Genomic DNA, 19,447 nt, shown 5'->3' on the forward strand with positions numbered 1-19,447 from the left:
CGGAGGTGAACCACGCGTTCCCATACCGAACACGACCGTTAAGCCCTTCAGCGCCGATGGTACTTGGACCGCAGGGTCCTGGGAGAGTAGGACGTCGCCAAGCACGAGAAGGCCTGTCGCATTATTGCGGCAGGTTTTTTTGTTTGTATATACATAAATGCAAACAGATAGAAAGCCGCATTAGCCTAGTTTACACAGCTAATGCGGCTTTTTTATCGATGATAATAAGATGCTTCGTTCTTCTGAAGACGGAGGACACCATCCTTGCGTTCTTTGCGGAAGGAGAAGGAGAGTATAAGTCTCGGAACGACTAACCATAGATGCCAAGTGATAATGCTTATAATAAGGGATTCATTAATCCATGGATATAAAATGCAGGCTACGCATAGGCCGATCCACAGCAGATGGCGGTGAACTCTGCGGAATAAGGACAGCATAATATCATTAGCGGGTTTGAATCCAAACCATGGCGGTGTTATACCCCATACCCATTTGCGATCAGCTGCGTCTTCTACACGGATGAAGGTAAGCAGCAGAATGACGATATGGATAACTTGGACAATTGCGAAACCAAACAGCCAGCTGAATAGTCCGGTTCTACCGTACATGAGCAGCAAAAAAGCAAGAATGATGGCTGCACTGAGTATATGACTCTGTATGAGCTCAGGACGAATAATCTTTCTTTTGACGAGCTGGTATTGATATATGGTTGCTGCATGCTGTTCGGATAAAGATTGGCGCATCAGTAACATCCCTTCTTAACACGTTCTACTTGATATATCGGCTTCCCTTAATCAGTTCTCCATAGCTGATTACAGAAAAAACAGTTCATTAATAAATCACCAAATGGGCGCAAGCTGCATAATATATACAAATATTTGAAATGGGCTATGAAACAAGTATAAACAGATAGAATATATGCCATAATAGTAGCTATATAGGTTAGCAGGAAGGCGGAGATATCTATGTCGGAGCATCGCCAGCTACATTGTATAATATGCGGCCAGCAGAAGGCGCCAGATGAAGGAATCCTTATCGTATCGGAGTTTATATGCGAACCATGCGAGGCAGAGATGGTACGAACAGATGTAAAAGATGCGAAATACCCTTTTTTCATTCATCAGATGAAACAAATCTTTATCGAAAAAAACGCTTGAGCGGACTCTGCTAGCAGAAGCCGCTTTTTTTTTGCTGCAGAAATTAGCTACAATAGATTTAAGATAGTTATAGAAGGGAATTATTCTTATTATGAATCGAAAGCAAGCCCCCCTATTCGATACACTGATCCAACTCACCAATCAAGATCCTATAAGCTTTCATGTACCAGGTCATCAATATGGGCATGCATGGGGGGAAAACAGCAGTGCTGAGAAGGAGTGGTACTCGGCCATTATGAGGCTGGATACAACGGAGCTATCGGCGACTGATGATCTTCATCATCCTGAAGCATCGATTGCGGAAGCACAGCAATTAGCTGCGGATTGCTTCGGAGCTGAAGAAACTTTTTTTCTAGTAGGTGGAAGCACCTCTGGTAATATAGCGTTAATACTTGCTGTATGTGAGCCAGGAGATTTGGTCATTGTACAGCGTAATGTCCATAAGTCCGTTATCAACGGATTAAGACTGGCAGGGGCTAGAGCAGTCTTCGTTATGCCTCAGACGGATGAGCAGACAGCTCTTGCCGTTATTCCTGCTCTCTACGACGTTAAGGCCGCTCTTGAGAGGTATCCGGAGGCCAAAGCTGTTTTCTTAACGAACCCGAATTACTACGGGATGAGTGTTAACCTAGAGCCGTATGCGGATCTTATACATAAACATAATAAACTGTTGTTAGTGGATGAAGCGCATGGTGCACATTATGGGTTTCATCCTTCGCTCCCTCGTTCAGCTATTCAATCGGGTGCGGATGCTGTGGTTCAGTCTACACATAAGACTTTAACGGCACTGACAATGGGGGCTATGCTTCATATTCAAGGAAAGCGGATTGCTAGGTCAGAGGTTCGTCAAGCTCTGGCGACTGTGCAAAGCTCAAGCCCATCATTCCCAATAATGGCTTCGTTAGATATTTCCCGAGCAATGATTGATCGTAATGGGCCGAATTGGTTCCAAGAGGGAATTGATTCAGCAGAAGTATTCAGAGAATGGTTACTGAATGGTTCAACAGCTCTAAAGGCCATTCAGCTAAACGATACATCTGCTGCTTATAATCAACTTGATCCACTGCGAATTGTATTATGGGATGCTACTGGTGCTTATAGCGGCTACGAGCTTCAGAAGCTTCTTGAGGAACAAGGCTGTTGGGCTGAGATGGCCGATCCACGTCATGTTGTACTGGTCTTCCACCTGAAGACGAGTCTAGCGGATGTGGAGAAGCTGATAACTGTCTGCAAGCATATTGAATTGATTATAGCGACAGCAAGCAGGGTAATAGCCAATACAGCATATGATGACTCACCGCAGCAGTCGGTAATATCGGAAGAGCCGGTCATGTTTCATAGAAAAAATAACATGGCTACGACGAGAGTAGTTTTGTCAGAAGCATTGCACCTACAAGCGGCAGAAATGGTCATCCCATATCCTCCTGGCATTCCGATTGTGTATCCGGGGGAGTATCTGACGCAGGGAACAATTGCCTATATCAGCCATCTGGCGGAGCATAGGGCGAAATTCCATGGCGCTTCTGATCCATCTATGAAAACAATAGAAGTGTATACAAGTTAGCATATGCTGTAAATCTTCATTGTACAAGGGTAGTTGCTTTGTTAGAATGGTACTAGGCAGCAATGGTATTAAATCTGCCACTAGTGAAGGTTAGGAGCCATACGAAGTTGAATAAAGGTATTTTCATTACAATAGAGGGCGGCGAAGGTGCCGGCAAAACAACACTGATTGATCGATTGGCGCATACGATGCAGCAGCGAGGTAGAACGGTAGTTGTTACCCGCGAGCCTGGCGGCATCCCTATAGCTGAACAGATTCGGTCCGTTATATTAGACCGCAATCATACGGCAATGGATGCAAGAACGGAAGCGCTGCTGTATGCGGCATCACGACGTCAGCATCTGGTGGAGAAGGTGCTACCTGCATTGCAAGCCGGACAGATCGTCATATGCGACAGGTTTGTAGATAGCAGCCTTGCTTATCAAGGCCACGCGCGGGGACTAGGCATGGAAGAGGTATGGTCTATCAATCGGTTTGCGATTGAGGGCGCTATGCCGGAATTGACGATTCTAATGGACATAGACCCTAAGGCTGGTCTTACTCGCATTATGCAATCGTCAGAGCGTGAGATGAATCGTCTTGATCTGGAATCGATAGCATTCCATGAACGGGTAAGGGAAGGCTATCATAAGCTGTTAACTAGGTATCCAGATCGAATCGTACGTGTGGATGCTGGTCATACAGCTGATATCGTACTTGCTGATGTTCTCTCGGTAATAGACAGTCGATTTGATCTATCGGCAAAGGCTTAAGCAAGATTGGTGAATAAACAAAATGGGAGGAATGAGGATGAAATTAGTCATTGCGATTATTCAGGATAAGGACAGCAACCGGCTATCGAATGCACTCGTGAAAGCAGGCTTCAGAGCGACTAAACTTGCAAGTACCGGTGGATTCTTGAAGGCAGGCAATACGACATTCATGATCGGTATTGAGGATGAGCGCGTGCATGAGGTTCTTCAGGTCATTAATGCGAACTGTAAGGTTAGAGACCAGCTGGTTACCCCTGTATCCCCAATCGGAGGCTCTACAGATTCTTACATTCCTTTCCCTGTAGAAGTTCAAGTTGGAGGCGCAGCGGTATTCGTTGTTCCTGTTGAACGATTCGAACATTTCTGATAGGGCGTGAACAACAATGAAAATTGATCCAGGTTGGCGTCCTGTAGGACAGAATCGATCAACGAATGAAGCAGCAACGAAACCGGTGGCGATGAGAAGCTTTGCCGATGCTATGGTCCATCAGGATGCTCAGCGTACACAGGAGCAGCTCAAGCAGAAGCTGCAGGATATTCACGTGCAAGGCGACCGCCTGGCACGATCAATGACTGTACGGGAGCTTAAGCTGTATCGGCAGATGGTTAAGCAATTTCTTGAAGATACGGTTAAACGCGGAATCGGATTGAAGGAGCTGCGTGGATTCGACCGTAGAGGCCGTACGAAACGATATAAGCTGCTTGATGAGATCGATGCGGCGCTAGTATCAATGGCAGAAGAGCTGCTGGACAGTGAGCATGGCAGGCTTGAGCTGCTAGGCAAGCTTGGTGAAATCCGAGGCTTGCTCATTAATTTAATGTTTTAGGTTAGGATAGCTTGATGAAGGAAGGATTACGAACGGCATGAGCATGGAACAAATAGCCGGACAATGGAAAGCAAAGCGAATATTGCGTCATGCCCTCCAGAGCGGCAAAGTATCGCATGCCTACTTATTCTGTGGACCAACAGGAACTGGTAGAATGGCTATGGCACGCGCGTTCGCGAAAGCTTTGTTTTGCTCGGCAGGTGGTGATGATGCCTGTGATCAATGCTTGGAGTGTAGGAAGTTTGATAGTGGCAACCAGCCCAATCTAACAACGATTTCACCTGATGGTCAATCCATTAAGATCGACCAAATTCGCGAGCTGCAGCGAGAGCTGTCCTATCGCGGAACAGGATCACAGCGTAAAATCTATATGATTGAGCGGGCGGAGACGATGACGATGCAAGCAGCGAACAGCTTGCTGAAGTTTCTTGAAGAGCCGGTCTCTCCGGTTGTCGCTATTCTTATCACAGATAATGGACAAGCTGTACTGCCAACTATTCGATCGCGTTCACAGTGGGTCCCTTTCCTACCTTTCTCTCCAGAGGAGATGCTGGAAGCTCTGGTCGGCGAAGGGATTTCTCCTACGCTAGCTCGAGCAGCTGTACAACTAAGCTCTGGTCTGGATGGTGCTAGAGAAATCATCCAGCAGAATCCGTTTGCAGAAATCAGAAACGTAGTGATACAATTAGGTAAGGAGAGTCTGACCCGGTTCACCGCGGCGATGATTACTGTTCAACAGCAGTATTTCAAGACAGACTTAGCGGACAACCCGCAGCTGTTGTTATCTCTTATGGTATTATGGTTCAAAGATATGATTCAATTTCAGGCCGGAAGGCAAGAAAACATGGTTTATATAGATCAGTTGGATTGGATAAGTAAGCATGCGTTCAATCGTTCCATCGAGAGCTGGGTCACTTGTATCGAGCATACGCTGGAGGCAGGTAAACGCATTCGCTCTAATGTATCGGCCCAGCTTGCAGTAGAGCAACTATTGGTAAACCTACAGGAGGGCTAATCCTTGTATAATGTAGTTGGTGTGCGCTTCAAGAAAGCGGGCAAGATTTATTACTTCGATCCCGCCTTGCATCCCGTGGACAAGGACCAGCATGTGATTGTCGAGACGGCTCGGGGGATAGAGTATGGCAAAGTAGTGGTCGGACAGAAGCAGGTCGGTGAATCGGATGTTGTCCTTCCACTTAAGAAAGTGATTCGAATTGCAAGTGAGGTAGACGCAAAGGTTGTTGAAGAAAATCGTGCAGCAGCAAAGACTGCGTTCACTACCTGTTTGGACAAGATCAGGGACCATCAGTTAAAAATGAAGCTAGTTGACGTCGAATTCACATTCGATCGCAACAAAATCATTTTTTACTTCACGGCTGAAGGAAGAGTTGACTTCCGTGAGCTGGTGAAGGATTTGGCTAGCGTATTCCGTACCCGTATTGAGCTTAGGCAAATCGGTGTTCGTGATGAAGCGAAGATGCTAGGCGGGATTGGACCATGTGGGCGCGTACTATGCTGCTCGTCTTGGTTAGGTGACTTCGAGCCGGTATCCATTAAGATGGCCAAAGACCAAAATTTATCCTTAAATCCTACGAAGATTTCTGGATTATGCGGTCGGCTGATGTGCTGTTTGAAATATGAGCATGACAATTACGAGAGCGTGCGTGAGGAATTGCCCGCTATCGGCAAAATTGTGATTACCTCCTATGGAGAAGGCAAAGTAACAGGTATAAATGCCTCATCAAAATCGGTTTATGTGCAGCTGTTCGATATATCGGGTAAACCGAAGGAACTCTCAATGGACGATGTAGTGATTAGGTAAGTGAACGACTATGCTTGAAGCTCTGGGGTGGAAACTTGGAGAAAAAAGAGATATTCATACAAATGGATGAACTCGAGAACCGTATGGGTGAGTTTCATGGGCAATTAGGTGCCCTGAAGCAGCGAGTGAAGGAACTATTGGAAGAAAATAAGCAGCTTAGCATGGAGAATCACCGCCTGCGCAAAATATTAAAGCGCGAAACGGCTCCGCAGCGTGAATCGGTAGCTGCTGCGTCCAAAGGAAAAGAGGCTCAGCCTGTTCAACGTGAGGAAATTGCAGTGAACACGGAAGAGGCTCCCGGTGATCCGTTCGTAGCCGCTGTTAATCAAGTCGGCGAAGGCCATGACAATCTTGCAAGGCTATATCACGAAGGCTTCCACATCTGCAACGTATACTACGGGCATTTGAGGACGGAAGGGGATTGCTTGTTCTGTCTATCCTTCCTAAATAAATAACAGAACATTGTACCGTCCTTTCCGAAGAGGGCGGTATATTTATGTTAAGGGAGTCAGGGCGACGTGTCAGAACATATTAAGCTTGAAGAAAATGAAAGATTAGATGATCTAATGACCGACACAGGCCTGCGCATTATTCAGAGCAGAGAGGTATTCAGCTTCTCCTTGGATGCGGTTCTGTTGTCCAAATTCGCTACACTGCCGATTCGTGGCAAAGTTATTGATCTTTGTACAGGCAACGGAGTTATCCCCTTGCTATTGACGACGAGAACGAAGGCACATATCGATGGGGTTGAAATCCAACCTCGCCTTGCTGATATGGCTAAGCGGAGTGTGGAGCTCAATCAGATGGGGGAACAAATATCAATAATAGAAGCAGATCTGCGAGTATTCGCTAAGCAGGCTGGCAATGGTATTTATGACGCTGTAACGGTTAATCCTCCATATATGGCAGTTACGACAGGCGAGCGTAATGAGAATGAGCATTACGCAATAGCTAGGCACGAGGTGCATTGTACGCTTGATGATGTATTGCAGGCTTGTACAAGGCTTGTTAGACCAGGAGGCCGAGTGGCGATGGTTCATCGTCCATCAAGGTTTATTGAAATTATAGAGACAATGCGCAAGCATAAGCTTGAACCGAAGCGGGTACAGTTCGTTCATCCGAATGCGCAAGGTGAAGCGAACATGGTATTAATTGAAGCTATTCGCGATGGGAAGCCGGAGCTAAGATTACTGCCTCCGATCATGGTGTACGAATAAAGGAGCCAATGATGGTAAATATACAGAAAAGCTTTACGGGACCAGCACAAGGACAATCGGGCATTTTATATCTAGTAGGCACACCGATTGGCAACCTGGAGGATATGACATTCCGGGCAATTCGCACCTTGAAGGAAGTTCAGCTGATTGCCGCTGAGGATACAAGACAGACACGCAAGCTGCTTACGCATTACGAGATAGCAACGCGTATCGTAAGCTACCATGAACATAACAAGCAGGCAAGTGGGAGCGAGCTTATTCGTCTTCTTTTGGAAGGACAATCCATTGCCCTTGTAAGCGATGCAGGTCTGCCGGCAGTATCAGACCCCGGAGCCGATCTTGTAGCTGAAGCTGTGGAGCAGGGAATTACAGTCGTTCCTATACCAGGAGCGAATGCTGCATTGTCTGCATTAATTATCTCGGGATTACCGACAGAACGCTTCTTCTTCACGGGATTTCCTCCACGAGATAAGAGGTCACTCACCAAATGGCTGGAGCGTCTTCAAAATCAAGAAGGGACACTTATGATGTACGAGTCGCCTCATCGGCTGCGTAAGACGCTGGATGCGTTACTAGAGGGCCTCGGAGATCGGCGTATGGCTATGATACGTGAAATTACGAAGCGTCATGAGGAAGCAGCTCGTGGAACCGTATCTGAGTGTATAGCTTGGATTGCTGAGCATCCTCCGCTTGGGGAGTATTGTCTCATTATTGAAGGGGCAGAAGCTGGAGCAGCAGAATTGGCAGCAAGTGAGAGCGCATGGTGGATCGATATGAGCTTAGAAGAGCATGTTGCTCATTATGAAGAGGAATGTGATCGCAAAGAAGCGATTAAGAAAACAGCGATGGATCGAGCACTTTCTAAACGGGATGTATATAACGCAGTGAATCGTTGATCACTGCGTTATTCCCATACCTTCAAACAAAAAAAAGACCCTCCTGGCCGGGTTCTAGCACAGGAAGGCATCAAGGAATATAAAAAAGGTTAGAATTAACTAGTTGAATAATCTGATTATACTATATATTTCTTATTTTGTCACAGGTGTAGGCATTTCTGATAGACAAACATGGCAAACAATTTTTCCTTTGAAGTAAGACACGTTCTCAGCGTTGCCACAGAAGATACAAGCAGGCTCATATTTCTTCAGCATAATGCGCTCGCCGTCTACATAAATCTCAAGTGCATCTTTTTCTCCAATACCAAGCGTACGACGAAGCTCAATCGGAATAACGACCCGTCCCAGCTCATCGACTTTCCGTACAATACCAGTAGATTTCATCATAATAATTTGTTTCCCCTCTCAAAAAGTGAATTTCGTCACTATTCGACATAGTTTCTATTTTTATGTCTACTATAATACCAACGATTCCCATAATAGTCAACAACGATTATCGTCGATAAATAGCGACTTTAAGGGAATTTGACTATATAGTAAGGTCATATTAATCTTAGTATAGAATACAACAGCTTCGACATTTTGGAAACTAAATTACGACACTATTCGACATTTAGGGATCGTTTTGTGTCGAAACCATGAACAAAAGGAGTGGAAATGGCGAATGAATCAGCAATTAACCGAAGAAAAAGTGTTTAAAGATCCGGTTCATAAGTATATCTATGTGCAGGATCAGACGATTTGGGATTTGGTAAATACGAAAGAGTTCCAACGGTTAAGAAGAATACGCCAATTAGGCACCTCTTACTTAACGTTCCATGGCGCAGAGCACAGTAGATTCTCTCATTCTCTTGGCGTGTATGAGATTACAAGGAAGATTATTTCTCAGTTCGAGAGAAACGATTATCCAGGATGGCCCCGAGAGGAACGGCTGCTCGCGTTATGTGCAGCACTTCTTCATGATGTCGGACACGGTCCCTTCTCACATTCATTAGAGCAAGTCTTTGATACACATCATGAGCAATGGACATGCAATATTCTACTAGAGGACACAGAAGTCAACCGCGTATTGCGCGGGGTATCGGAGCAATTCCCTCAGCAGGTTGCAGCTGTTATCCAGAAGACCTATCCTAACCCCATTGTCATTAGCCTTATCTCGAGTCAGATGGATGCGGACCGAATGGACTATTTGCTTAGAGATGCTTATTTCACAGGCGTTAATTATGGCAACTTTGACCTCGAAAGAATTCTGCGTGTACTTCGTCCTGTTCAAGGAAAGATCGTCGTCAAGGAGAGTGGTATGCATGCCATTGAGCATTATCTCATGTCACGTTACCAGATGTATTGGCAAATTTACTTCCATCCCGTAACAAGGAGCTCCGAAATCATTCTGAGGCAAATATTCCGCAGAGCGAAGGAGCTGTATACCGAGCAGTATAGCTTCAAGTGGATGCCGGCCCCAATCAAGAGTCTGCTCGATAATACGATTACGGTTAATGAGTATTTGAAGCTGGATGAAGCTTATGTGCAGGCTGCCTTTATTGAATGGGAGGAGGAGCAGGATTGTCTTCTGTCAGAGCTATGTAATCGATTCCTTAACCGACGTCTATACAAGTACATAACCATAGATGATCCAGGTGACACTTTATTAGAAGAAGTACAACGAGAGTTCGTTCAAATCGGCCTAAATCCGGACTATCATATGGAGATTGATTTCCCTTTTGATCAGCCTTATGACGTGTACCGCCCTGACTCGAAAAAAGGGGGAAAAGAAGAGAAAGCGCCGATATTGCTGCTGGATGAGCACGAACAAATCATTGAAATATCTGCTAAATCCGACATCGTGACTTCCATCACTGGATTGCACCAAGGCCAGTACCATTTGTACTATCCTGAGGAGCCGCTGCTGGCAGCAGCAGATCAGCTCAGCGATGCGGTCAAAGAGCTCTTCAAAATATAGCTTATTATTAGAAGGAGATTTGTTACACAATGATTTCTTTATTCGACACACACACCCATTTGGACTCACCGAATTTCGACAGTGACCGCGCAGAAGTTATTGACAGAGCACGTGCAGCAGGCGTCGACTTAATGATCAATATCGGCTTCAACCGGGAGACAATTCCGACGACGATAGCACTTGCCGAGCAATATGAATTCATCTATGCAGCGGTAGGCTGGCATCCTGTAGACAGTATCGATATGCAGCCTGAGGATTTGGCATGGATTGAGCGGCTATGTGCGCATGAGAAAGTGGTTGCTATTGGAGAGATTGGGCTCGATTATCACTGGGATACGTCACCGAAAGAGGTTCAACAGCGTGTATTCAGGGAGCAGATCAGGCTGGCCAAACGATTAAAGATGCCGATTGTGATTCATAATCGCGAGGCTCATGAAGATATCCTGAGGCTGTTGAAAGAGGAAAATGCGGCAGAGGTCGGAGGGGTTATGCATTGCTATTCCGGCAGCTGGGAAACAGCGAAACAATGCCTCGATATGAACTTCTATATTTCGTTCGGAGGACCCGTAACTTTTAAGAATGCGAAGGTGCCAAAAGAGGTGCTTGCGAAGGTTCCTCTGGACCGTTTATTAATCGAGACGGATTCCCCATATCTTACACCTCATCCATTTAGAGGGAAGAGAAATGAGACCTCCTATGTATCCCTTGTGGCAGAGGCCGCAGCTGAAATAACAGGAAAATCTAAGGATGAAATAGCTAAAATTACTAGCGAAAACGGTAAAAAATGTTTTGGTATTGTTTAATAACAGCTCAAAACGAGAGAAATAAAGACCTTTACAGCGATAAAACTAAACTTTGTCGCTGAAATTGGCTTTTTTTTGCATGTTAATCCTATAATTTCGCTAAAATCGTCTTTTATCTCATCTTTACAACTGACCGCGGTGGAAGGTATGATTCATTTCAGAGCTTTAAATTTTTGTATTGGATTTCCAGTTTACGCTTAATCTCAATTACTGAGAGCGGGGGAACCAGGCACTTAATTCGTGACAAGCCTAAGGCATCGCGGAGGGTGTTTTGAATTCTTCATAGGGGTGAATTACGCGGCCATTGCCATGAGCATTGAGTCCGTGGATAGGGTATCTCTCTTACCCGAACCCGACAGCTAACCTCGCAAGCGTGTTATAGAGAGCGATCAACCTCGTGCATTCATCATTCCTGAAGTCTATTAGACCATCCGGGAAGCCACGATACAGATCCTCTGTCGACGGCTTCTTTTTATTTTCGAATAATGCAGAAACGGTCGACATAGGGTAAATCTAGGAGGTTGCGAGGTAAGAAAATACTGGAGCGTGTTATGCACGCCAATATACTATAGTCGCGTCAGTTGTAATCATGCGTCACACTAGGCGGCGGGGCTATGAAGGAGGACCGATGAAGTGGGCATTATCCAAGCTAAGGAGACCCATGGGAAACGATCATCCAGCATGTCTTTCGCATTGCGATGGAAGCGTGAAAACTTGCGTTTGATTTTTCTGAGTGCAATTATCTCAATCGCTATGACTTTCATGTTTTTGGTGTTGTTGTACGGATCGTCTGAGAAGAGCGTATCCGTAGTAGTGAATGGACAAGAAACTGTTGTGAAAACAAAACAATGGGTCCTGCAACGCCTACTGGATGAACAAGCTATTACGGTTGGACCACATGACGAGGTTTCCGCACCTCTGAATGCATCCATCAAGGACGGAGACCGAGTGGAGATTAACTTCGCGGTTCCGGTTATCGTAACAGCTGATGGCAAGACATCAACGGTGTACACGACGGAGAAGACCGTGCAAGCGGCGATTGAGGAATTAAATATTCCTGTACGTGATCAAGATAAGGTATCGCCATCGCTTAGCACACTAGTCGCTGAGGACTTGAAGGTAACCGTCACTCGCGTTGACAAGAAGGTGTCTGAGAATGAGCGTACGACGCCGTTCTCTATCGTGAAGCAGCAAGATCCTACCCTGGAAGAGGGTAAGGAGAAGCTGGTGCAGACCGGTAAGGAAGGTCTCGTTGTTGAGCAAATCGAGGAGCGGTACGAGAACGGTGTACTCGTCTCTGAGAAAATTGTAAATAAGGTTGTGGAGACAAAGGCTGTTAATCAAGTGGTTGCCGTCGGAACGAAGAAGCCTGAACAGCTCGTGCAGGTACTCTCAAGCAGTAGTCCGAGTGTAGCAACCTACACGAAAAGCGGCGTTACGTTCAAAGCCAAAAAAGTGATTAAGAACGTTACTCTAACTGCCTATACAGCTGGTGTGCAATCTACCGGCAAGGATGAAGACCATCCTCAGTACGGTATTACCGCATCCGGTGCTAAAGTGCAGGAGGGGCGCACGATAGCTGTTGATCCGAAGGTTATTCCTATCGGCTGGTGGGTCTATATCGAAGGTATTGGATTCCGCCGAGCGGAGGATACAGGCAGCGCGATCAAAGGCAATAAGATTGACGTCTACTTCGACAGCAACAAAATTGCAACGAAGTTCGGCAGGAAAAAAGGGTATACGGTATATGTACTTGGGCCGAACAAACCGTCTGCAAGCTAAAAAGACTATCTGCTTAATGCTATCGTAATTATCAGCTAAATATGCCATTATAAGAAGAGGCACAGCCTCTTCTTTTTGTCTGTTCATGGGCCTATCTGTAGGAGTAATTGGCTCGGTAAAATATAGACGCGTGCACCGGAGTGAAGGTTGCACTTTCTTTTGTTCAGAAAGGGATGTTCTTGTTGATTAAGGAGATCATTGTAGTAGAAGGCAAAGATGACACAGCAGCAGTGAAACGGGCTGTAGAAGCCGATACCATTGAGACGAATGGGTCTGCGATTGGCGAGGATGTGCTGCGTCGCATTGAGCTGGCGCAAGAACGCAGGGGCGTGATCATCTTCACGGATCCGGATCATGCGGGCGAGCGTATTCGTAAAATCGTGGCACAGCGCGTACCAGGCTGCAAGCATGCTTTTTTACCACAGGAGCAGGCTTCGTACAAGGGTGATATTGGTATTGAGAATGCCAGCCCGGATGCGATAAGACAAGCATTGTCTGAGCTTCGGACGGAGACGCCTGAGGGCGAAGGCGAGATTACATGGGATGACCTGATGGAAGCGGGACTTATTGTTCACCCTGATGCGGCCAATCGTCGTCTCGTTATGGGCAAGCAGCTAGGGATCGGTTATGCCAACGGCAAGCAATTTTTCAAGCGTTGTACGAGCTTCCGTATTACAAGGAATGAATTTATAGAGGCGCTGCGCAAGATGGAGCAGGGACAGGAGTGATCGGTTAGTGAGTGGACAGGAACAGCAGTTGAAGGCAGCAGAGGTGGCAACGCCGAGACGCACCAAAGAGATTATTGCCAAGTACGGCTTCTCTTTCAAGAAAAGCCTCGGTCAGAACTTTCTCATTGATCAGAATATCCTTCACAAAATTGTTGAGGCTGCAGGGCTTGATGAAACAAAAGGTGCGCTGGAGATTGGTCCAGGCATCGGAGCGCTTACCCAGCATTTGGCGGCGGCCGCAGGTAAAGTAACAGCTGTCGAGATCGATAATCGTCTTATTCCGATTCTTAAGGACGTACTGGAAGCGGAGACGAATGTTGAGGTCGTTCATGGTGACGTACTGAAGATTGATCTGAAGCAGTTATTCGAAGAGCGCTTCACTGATGTGTCAGGTGTAAGCGTCGTGGCCAACTTGCCTTATTATGTGACGACTCCGATCTTGATGAAGCTGCTGGAGGAGCGGCTTCCCTTAGAGAACATCGTTGTCATGATTCAGAAGGAAGTAGCAGAGCGGATGGCGGCGAAGCCAGGAGGCAAGGAATACGGCAGCCTAAGCGTTGCTGTTCAATACTACTGTGTGCCTGAGCTCGTATGTATTGTGCCGCATACGGTATTCATTCCGCAGCCGAATGTAGACTCGGCGGTTATTAAGCTGGCTCTTCGCGAGAAGCCTGCTGTAGACGTACCGGATGAGGACCATTTCTTCCGCGTCGTGCAGTCCAGCTTCGCACAGCGCCGTAAGACGCTGGCTAACAATCTGACTGTATTCTCCGGGAAAGAACGCCGCGAGGAGCTTACCCAAATCCTGAAGGCATGTGACGTTGACCCGATCCGACGCGGAGAAACACTCTCCCTTGAGGAATTCGCCCGTATAAGCCGAGCCTTCCTAAATGTAGGCTGGAACGGTTAAATTGCGTACAAGCCCTCTGCAGCGCCATTACAGCGCGTTATCTCATTATCAGCCACTGACGACCACATAGGTCTCGTCAGCGGCTTTTCCGCGTTCAGGAGCATCCTGAGCGCTCCATGCACTTCTGACTGGACCGCAGCACGCCAAAGTAAGCGTAGATGCAGAGGTTAAACGGGCCGCAGCGTGCCAAGGCAAGCAAGGCTCCCCCATTCCCCTTAGCGGAATGGGGAAGCGACCGTGATGCTTATTGCGTGCCAACAAGGATAAGGGTATCTTCTGGAGGAGCGAAGCGCCCGCCTTTGTTTTTCCTTTGCCACCTTAGAAGATACGTTCGTGCAAAGGAAAAACAACAGCGGCCGTAAGAAGATACCCGTTCCATGGAAAGGCTGAATAAGCAATATCAGTTGCCATTGCACATTCCGCCCTTTTCACCCATAGGATAGACGAAGAGGTGATTCACCCATGAAGCAAGGGGACCTGGTCGTCCGCAAATCGTATGGCGGTGACGTGCTGTTCCAAGTTGAAGCTGTTCAGACCCATCACGCCGTACTGAAAGGCACGGACTACCGATTGCTTGCGGATGCGCCAATTCCTGATTTATCGGTTGTACGTGACCCGGATTCGACGAAGGCGAGACAGCAAGTGAGAATAAAAGTGAATGATTCCTTAACTCGGATGCGGGAGCAGAGAGAGCGGCAGGCTATTCAGACAGAGGATGTCATCCGGCATGCCCTGCAGCAGACTCAGCCTTATTTCGAAGTGCCTGGAAAAGTGCTGCATTTGGATGGCGATGGGAACTATTTGAGAAAAAGCATGCAGTTATATCAGACAATGCAAGTTCCTGCACATGGCGTTCATGCGCATGAATCGCAGATGGCAGATCTGCTCTATACGCTGCTGCCGCAGGTGAAGCCAGATATCGTTGTTATTACCGGACATGATGGTGTTCTCAAGAACCGCGCAGGAGAAGATCTGTATAGCCTCAGCAGCTACAAAAATTCACAAAATTTCGTGAACGCCGTGCAAGTGGCCAGACAGTATGAGAAGAATCGTGATAATCTGATTGTCATATCCGGAGCATGCCAATCTCACTTCGAGGCATTGCTGCAGACCGGATCGAACTTCGCCAGTTCGCCGGGGCGCATATTGATTCACGCCCTTGACCCTTGTTACATTGCTATTAAAGCAAGCTATACGTCCATTAAGGACACTATAGATCTGTCAGATGTTATACATGGTACGATTAGCGGCATTGATGGGGTGGGCGGTATAGAGACAATGGGCCGTTATCGCGTGGGTTTACCGAAGCCCAAAGTGACCGCTGCATCCACATCTTTGAAGACTTCAGTGAAAACAACTTTGTAATTTGCCCAGAATTTCATGAAATATTCGTCGAATTAGAAAAAATGGGTGATTTCTCCGTTGACAACTAAATAACCTGGCTGATATAATATTTTGCCTTATTTGACAAGCCACCTCTTTTTGGTTATAATGGACAAGGAAAGAGGTGGTAGTGGACAATGGCAAAAAATGCGCTATTGGATATTAAACGCAATTTGGAAGCTCATGTTGGTTCCAAAATTCGTCTTCGAGCTAACGGTGGCCGGCGAAAGACCATCGAACGTACCGGCACGTTGGAAGAAACCTACCCTTCTGTCTTCATTGTCAAGCTGGATCAGGAATCACATGCCTTTAAGCGTGTCTCTTACAGTTATGCGGACATTCTGACGGAGTCAGTAGAAGTCACCGTATGCAATGATGAAGGTCAAGTGCGAATTACCCATATTCAACATTAGATTTATAGATGCCGTAAGGCAATATTAGGCGCGGATGGCTCAATGCCATCCTCGTTTTTTTTTTTTTATAACGAAGGGAATAGATTGCCTGCCTAAGAACATACTAAGCCGAAGCACCTTTCATTCTAACGGTTCAAGGAGGAACGAAGATGAGTCGGAGAAAACGCAGTATCATGTCGGAGCAGTTGAAGTACGAGTTGGCGAAGGACTTAGGATTCTACGATACAGTGCAGAAGGAAGGGTGGGGCGGTATTAAATCAAGTGACGCAGGAAACATGGTGAAACGAGCGATACAGCTCGCTGAACAGGCCGCTGCAGCCAAGTCAGACCAGCCTTAAGCGGCTATTTCAAAGTTCTCATTCCTCAGCTAAGAATACGGGGTATGCAATACGCCCTCGTCTTCTTAGCTTTTCTTGTTTCCGTTTGTTATAATGTTGCTTAAGCTAACGATACGAACGGGAGAGCTTGCGATGAAAATTTATGAAAAAGCTCCAGCTAAAATAAATTTGATGCTCGACGTCATGAGAAAGCGTGAAGACGGTTTCCATGAAGTTGAAATGATTATGACGATGGTTGATTTGGCAGACCGCTTGGAGATGGAAGAGCTGCCGCGCGACACGATCATTATCTCAAGTCAAGCTGGGTATATACCGCTAGATGAGAAAAACTTGGCTTTTCAAGCGGCCAAGCTAATTAAAGATCGCTATGATGTACGCAAGGGAGTCTACATTCATCTGGATAAAAAAATTCCTGTAGCAGCGGGTCTTGCTGGAGGAAGCAGTGATGCTGCAGCAGCGCTGCGTGGGCTTAATCGCCTATGGGATCTTCAAATTCCAGAGGAGGAGCTGTGCACGCTTGGTGCAGAGCTTGGCTCTGATGTTCCTTTCTGTGTAACAGGGGGGACTGCCATTGCTAGAGGACGTGGAGAAAAGCTAGAGCCTATTCAGAACCCGCCTCAGTGCTGGGTCGTGCTCGCCAAGCCTCCAATCAATGTGTCTACAGCAGATGTCTATGGCAAGCTGAGAGCTTCTGAGCTGGCGCATCATCCCTCAACAGAGGAGATGGTCTCAGCTATTAAACGCGGCTCATTCACTGATATATGCGCAGGTCTGGGTAATGTGCTAGAGAGTGTTACCTTGGACCTATATCCTGAAGTAAGGCAGCTAAAAGATATTATGCAGCGTCTGGGTGCTGATGGTGTGCTGATGTCAGGAAGCGGGCCGACGGTGTTCGGTCTTGTATCCAAGGAGGCCAAGCTGGCGCGTATCTACAATGGACTAAGAGGTTTCTGCAAAGAAGTCTACGTGGTAAGAATGCTTACATAATGCTGACGTTTTTCTTGATTAAATCCGTATAAAAATGTTATATTGTCATTATATTATTCGGGTTTAGTGGGGGTAGATGTCGTTGAAAAAATTAAAACGAAGCGCAAGACTGGTAGAAATGACGCAATATTTGCTAAGTCGTCCCCACACGTTAATATCTTTGACAGCATTTGCTGACCGCTATCAGTCGGCCAAATCTTCCATTAGTGAGGATCTGGCGATTATTAAAGAGGTATTCGAGGAAGAGGGAATCGGTGAATTGAACACGCTGGCGGGAGCTGCTGGCGGCGTCAGGTTCACTCCAAAGATGAATGAGTCTACCGCTCTTTCGATTATGAATAACATTTGCCGCCAGCTGGAGCAGCCCGAACGGGTGCTTCCAGGCGGTTATTTGTATATAACGGATATGCTTGGTCAACCGGAACTTCTCGCTGATATCGGACGAATGTTCGCAACAGCATTTGCTGGTCGAAATATTGATGTGATTATGACGGTGGAGACGAAGGGCATTCCGCTTGCCTATGCAACGGCAGCATGTCTGAACCTGCCGGTCGTCATTGTCCGTAGAGACAATAAGGTAACGGAGGGCTCGGCGGTAAGCATTAATTACGTATCAGGCTCGAACAAGAGGATACAGACGATGTCTCTTGCGAGGCGTGCGCTTAAGGAGCAATCCAGAGTGCTTATTATCGATGATTTCATGAAAGCCGGAGGCACTATCCAGGGGATGATGGATTTGCTATATGAATTTAAAGCAACCGTCGCAGGAGTAGGTGTATTCGTCGAGTCTGGCGAAGTAGAATTGGAGGAGAGATTGCTAGAGGATTATATCTCACTGGCGAAATTGACTGCGGTTGATATGAAGACGAAGCAGACGACGGTGATTCCGGGCAATTACTTCAGAAGCTAAAGACGATAACCATAATGAAGGGTTGGGAATTGAAGTGACACAGAAGGAAATAAAGGTGATTTCTACAGACCAAGCACCAGCTGCTATCGGTCCATACTCACAAGCAATTAAGCTCGGGGGACTGCTGTTTACTTCCGGTCAGATTCCTCTTAACGCTGCAGGCGAGCTCATTGAGGGTGGAATCGAAGAGCAGACTCATCAGGTGTTCCGTAACCTGCAAGCCGTTCTTGAGGCGGCGGGGGCTACGTTCTCTGACGTGGTGAAAGCGACTGTATTCTTGAAGGATATGAATCAATTTGTAACGGTTAATGGCATCTATTCTTCCTATTTCGGAGAGCACAAACCGGCTCGTTCAGCCGTAGAGGTAGCAAGGCTGCCGAAGGATGTTCTTGTCGAAATTGAGCTCATTGCATCGACAAATGTCGAATAGTAACGAAAAAGATTCAAATTAAAAAAAATATTTTAAATAGAGCATTATTTTGGCAAAAAAATAGAAGGAATTTGCATAAAAACGTGGAAGTATACACCAAGTCTCAGATAGGCAAAGGTGGTGAACACAAGTGCAAATTACTGATGTCAGACTCCGCCGTGTAAATTCGGAAGGACGCATGAAAGCTATTGCTTCCATCACCATTGATAACGAATTCGTCGTTCACGATATTCGTGTTATTGACGGTAACAATGGAATGTTTGTTGCAATGCCTAGCAAGCGTACGCCAGATGGAGAATTCCGGGATATAGCTCACCCGATTTCTTCGACAACCCGGGAGAAGATTCAAGCAGCTGTGCTCGCAGAATATGAGCGTGCAGCAATTGAAGAAGTGGCAATTGAAGAAGGAGCTTAGCCTATCGTTTTGGGGAGATACATACGGGTTAGGAGATTTCTTCTATCATGTAATCTATCTCTATCGTGAATGTTCCATTCGTCCTCAGACGGGGACGGGAAGCTGTTTCTGTAGGGGTGACATAAGAGAGGAGAGCCGAAAGGCTCTCTTTTC

At 46.5% G+C, this 19,447-nt stretch carries 25 protein-coding genes, 1 rRNA gene and 1 riboswitch; of the genes, 23 read left to right on the top strand and 3 right to left on the bottom strand.

Annotation, left to right across the window (positions count from 1 at the left end):
- Positions 1-103, top strand: a 5S ribosomal RNA gene (gene rrf, locus AC6ESP_RS24450); the annotation flags it as partial.
- 109 nt (positions 104-212) lie between these two features.
- Here rrf and AC6ESP_RS24455 read toward each other — a convergent pair.
- Positions 213-743, bottom strand: a complete 531-nt coding sequence (locus AC6ESP_RS24455; protein ID WP_497099348.1) for a transposase — start codon at positions 741-743, stop codon at positions 213-215.
- Positions 744-965: 222 nt separating this feature from the next.
- Here AC6ESP_RS24455 and AC6ESP_RS24460 point away from each other — a divergent pair, with 222 nt between their 5' ends.
- From AC6ESP_RS24460 to rsmI, 10 genes are all read left to right on the top strand, one after another.
- A complete protein-coding gene (locus AC6ESP_RS24460) occupies positions 966-1,157 on the top strand; it encodes a sigma factor G inhibitor Gin (RefSeq protein ID WP_497099349.1) in 192 nt (63 codons plus the stop codon).
- A 91-nt stretch (positions 1,158-1,248) separates the two neighbouring features.
- Positions 1,249-2,721 carry an aminotransferase class I/II-fold pyridoxal phosphate-dependent enzyme gene (locus AC6ESP_RS24465; RefSeq protein WP_497099350.1) on the top strand — a complete coding sequence of 491 codons (1,473 nt, stop codon included), beginning with the start codon at positions 1,249-1,251 and terminating at the stop codon, positions 2,719-2,721.
- Positions 2,722-2,828: 107 nt separating this feature from the next.
- Positions 2,829-3,473: a dTMP kinase gene (gene tmk, locus AC6ESP_RS24470; protein ID WP_497099351.1), complete on the top strand. Its 645-nt coding sequence runs from the start codon at positions 2,829-2,831 to the stop codon at positions 3,471-3,473.
- A 37-nt stretch (positions 3,474-3,510) separates the two neighbouring features.
- Positions 3,511-3,840, top strand: coding sequence for a cyclic di-AMP receptor DarA (darA, locus tag AC6ESP_RS24475; protein ID WP_497099352.1), 330 nt, complete (start codon positions 3,511-3,513; stop codon positions 3,838-3,840).
- A 16-nt stretch (positions 3,841-3,856) separates the two neighbouring features.
- Positions 3,857-4,300, top strand: coding sequence for a YaaR family protein (locus tag AC6ESP_RS24480; RefSeq protein ID WP_497099353.1), 444 nt, complete (start codon positions 3,857-3,859; stop codon positions 4,298-4,300).
- A 37-nt stretch (positions 4,301-4,337) separates the two neighbouring features.
- Complete coding sequence (gene holB / locus AC6ESP_RS24485) at positions 4,338-5,315, top strand: DNA polymerase III subunit delta' (protein WP_497099354.1); 978 nt, start codon at positions 4,338-4,340, stop codon at positions 5,313-5,315.
- Positions 5,316-5,318: 3 nt separating this feature from the next.
- Positions 5,319-6,122 carry a PSP1 domain-containing protein gene (locus AC6ESP_RS24490; RefSeq protein WP_497099355.1) on the top strand — a complete coding sequence of 268 codons (804 nt, stop codon included), beginning with the start codon at positions 5,319-5,321 and terminating at the stop codon, positions 6,120-6,122.
- A 35-nt stretch (positions 6,123-6,157) separates the two neighbouring features.
- A complete protein-coding gene (locus tag AC6ESP_RS24495; RefSeq protein ID WP_497099356.1) occupies positions 6,158-6,577 on the top strand; it encodes an initiation-control protein YabA in 420 nt (139 codons plus the stop codon).
- Positions 6,578-6,688: 111 nt separating this feature from the next.
- Positions 6,689-7,339: a tRNA1(Val) (adenine(37)-N6)-methyltransferase gene (locus AC6ESP_RS24500; RefSeq protein WP_497099425.1), complete on the top strand. Its 651-nt coding sequence runs from the start codon at positions 6,689-6,691 to the stop codon at positions 7,337-7,339.
- Positions 7,340-7,347: 8 nt separating this feature from the next.
- Positions 7,348-8,235: a 16S rRNA (cytidine(1402)-2'-O)-methyltransferase gene (gene rsmI, locus AC6ESP_RS24505; RefSeq protein WP_497099357.1), complete on the top strand. Its 888-nt coding sequence runs from the start codon at positions 7,348-7,350 to the stop codon at positions 8,233-8,235.
- A gap of 132 nt (positions 8,236-8,367) precedes the next feature.
- Here rsmI and AC6ESP_RS24510 read toward each other — a convergent pair whose 3' ends face one another.
- The gene (locus AC6ESP_RS24510) at positions 8,368-8,622 is read right to left on the bottom strand and encodes an AbrB/MazE/SpoVT family DNA-binding domain-containing protein (protein ID WP_054025791.1); all 255 of its coding nucleotides are present in this window, start codon (positions 8,620-8,622) and stop codon (positions 8,368-8,370) included.
- 277 nt (positions 8,623-8,899) lie between these two features.
- Between AC6ESP_RS24510 and AC6ESP_RS24515 the strand changes: the two genes are divergently transcribed.
- The 5 genes from AC6ESP_RS24515 to rsmA all read left to right on the top strand — a co-directional run bounded on the left by AC6ESP_RS24515 (position 8,900) and on the right by rsmA (position 14,418).
- Entirely contained in the window at positions 8,900-10,195 is a 1,296-nt protein-coding gene (locus AC6ESP_RS24515) for an HD domain-containing protein (protein ID WP_497099358.1), read from the top strand.
- Positions 10,196-10,224: 29 nt separating this feature from the next.
- Positions 10,225-10,998: a TatD family hydrolase gene (locus AC6ESP_RS24520; RefSeq protein ID WP_497099359.1), complete on the top strand. Its 774-nt coding sequence runs from the start codon at positions 10,225-10,227 to the stop codon at positions 10,996-10,998.
- A gap of 184 nt (positions 10,999-11,182) precedes the next feature.
- A riboswitch (cyclic di-AMP (ydaO/yuaA leader) is annotated at positions 11,183-11,387 on the top strand.
- A 244-nt stretch (positions 11,388-11,631) separates the two neighbouring features.
- On the top strand, positions 11,632-12,780 hold the full coding sequence (locus AC6ESP_RS24525; RefSeq protein WP_497099360.1) for a resuscitation-promoting factor: 1,149 nt from the start codon (positions 11,632-11,634) through the stop codon (positions 12,778-12,780).
- 182 nt (positions 12,781-12,962) lie between these two features.
- Complete coding sequence (gene rnmV / locus AC6ESP_RS24530) at positions 12,963-13,508, top strand: ribonuclease M5 (protein WP_497099361.1); 546 nt, start codon at positions 12,963-12,965, stop codon at positions 13,506-13,508.
- 7 nt (positions 13,509-13,515) lie between these two features.
- Positions 13,516-14,418: a 16S rRNA (adenine(1518)-N(6)/adenine(1519)-N(6))-dimethyltransferase RsmA gene (gene rsmA / locus AC6ESP_RS24535; protein WP_497099362.1), complete on the top strand. Its 903-nt coding sequence runs from the start codon at positions 13,516-13,518 to the stop codon at positions 14,416-14,418.
- A gap of 48 nt (positions 14,419-14,466) precedes the next feature.
- Here the strand turns inward: rsmA and AC6ESP_RS24540 are convergent, their stop codons facing one another.
- Entirely contained in the window at positions 14,467-14,676 is a 210-nt protein-coding gene (locus AC6ESP_RS24540) for a hypothetical protein (protein ID WP_497099363.1), read from the bottom strand.
- A 204-nt stretch (positions 14,677-14,880) separates the two neighbouring features.
- Here AC6ESP_RS24540 and yabG point away from each other — a divergent pair, with 204 nt between their 5' ends.
- The 7 genes from yabG (at position 14,881) to spoVG (ending at position 19,294) form a co-directional block, all read left to right on the top strand.
- Positions 14,881-15,783 carry a sporulation peptidase YabG gene (gene yabG / locus AC6ESP_RS24545; RefSeq protein WP_497099364.1) on the top strand — a complete coding sequence of 301 codons (903 nt, stop codon included), beginning with the start codon at positions 14,881-14,883 and terminating at the stop codon, positions 15,781-15,783.
- Positions 15,784-15,938: 155 nt separating this feature from the next.
- Complete coding sequence (veg, locus tag AC6ESP_RS24550) at positions 15,939-16,214, top strand: biofilm formation stimulator Veg (protein ID WP_497099365.1); 276 nt, start codon at positions 15,939-15,941, stop codon at positions 16,212-16,214.
- 149 nt (positions 16,215-16,363) lie between these two features.
- Complete coding sequence (locus tag AC6ESP_RS24555) at positions 16,364-16,552, top strand: small, acid-soluble spore protein, alpha/beta type (RefSeq protein WP_497099366.1); 189 nt, start codon at positions 16,364-16,366, stop codon at positions 16,550-16,552.
- 132 nt (positions 16,553-16,684) lie between these two features.
- On the top strand, positions 16,685-17,539 hold the full coding sequence (gene ispE, locus AC6ESP_RS24560; protein WP_497099367.1) for a 4-(cytidine 5'-diphospho)-2-C-methyl-D-erythritol kinase: 855 nt from the start codon (positions 16,685-16,687) through the stop codon (positions 17,537-17,539).
- A gap of 82 nt (positions 17,540-17,621) precedes the next feature.
- Positions 17,622-18,449 carry a pur operon repressor gene (purR, locus tag AC6ESP_RS24565; RefSeq protein WP_497099368.1) on the top strand — a complete coding sequence of 276 codons (828 nt, stop codon included), beginning with the start codon at positions 17,622-17,624 and terminating at the stop codon, positions 18,447-18,449.
- A 49-nt stretch (positions 18,450-18,498) separates the two neighbouring features.
- Complete coding sequence (locus tag AC6ESP_RS24570) at positions 18,499-18,879, top strand: RidA family protein (RefSeq protein WP_497099426.1); 381 nt, start codon at positions 18,499-18,501, stop codon at positions 18,877-18,879.
- Positions 18,880-19,009: 130 nt separating this feature from the next.
- Entirely contained in the window at positions 19,010-19,294 is a 285-nt protein-coding gene (spoVG, locus tag AC6ESP_RS24575) for a septation regulator SpoVG (protein WP_497099369.1), read from the top strand.
- Positions 19,295-19,447 lie beyond the last annotated feature (153 nt).

The sequence above is a fragment of the Paenibacillus xinjiangensis genome (assembly GCF_059686975.1).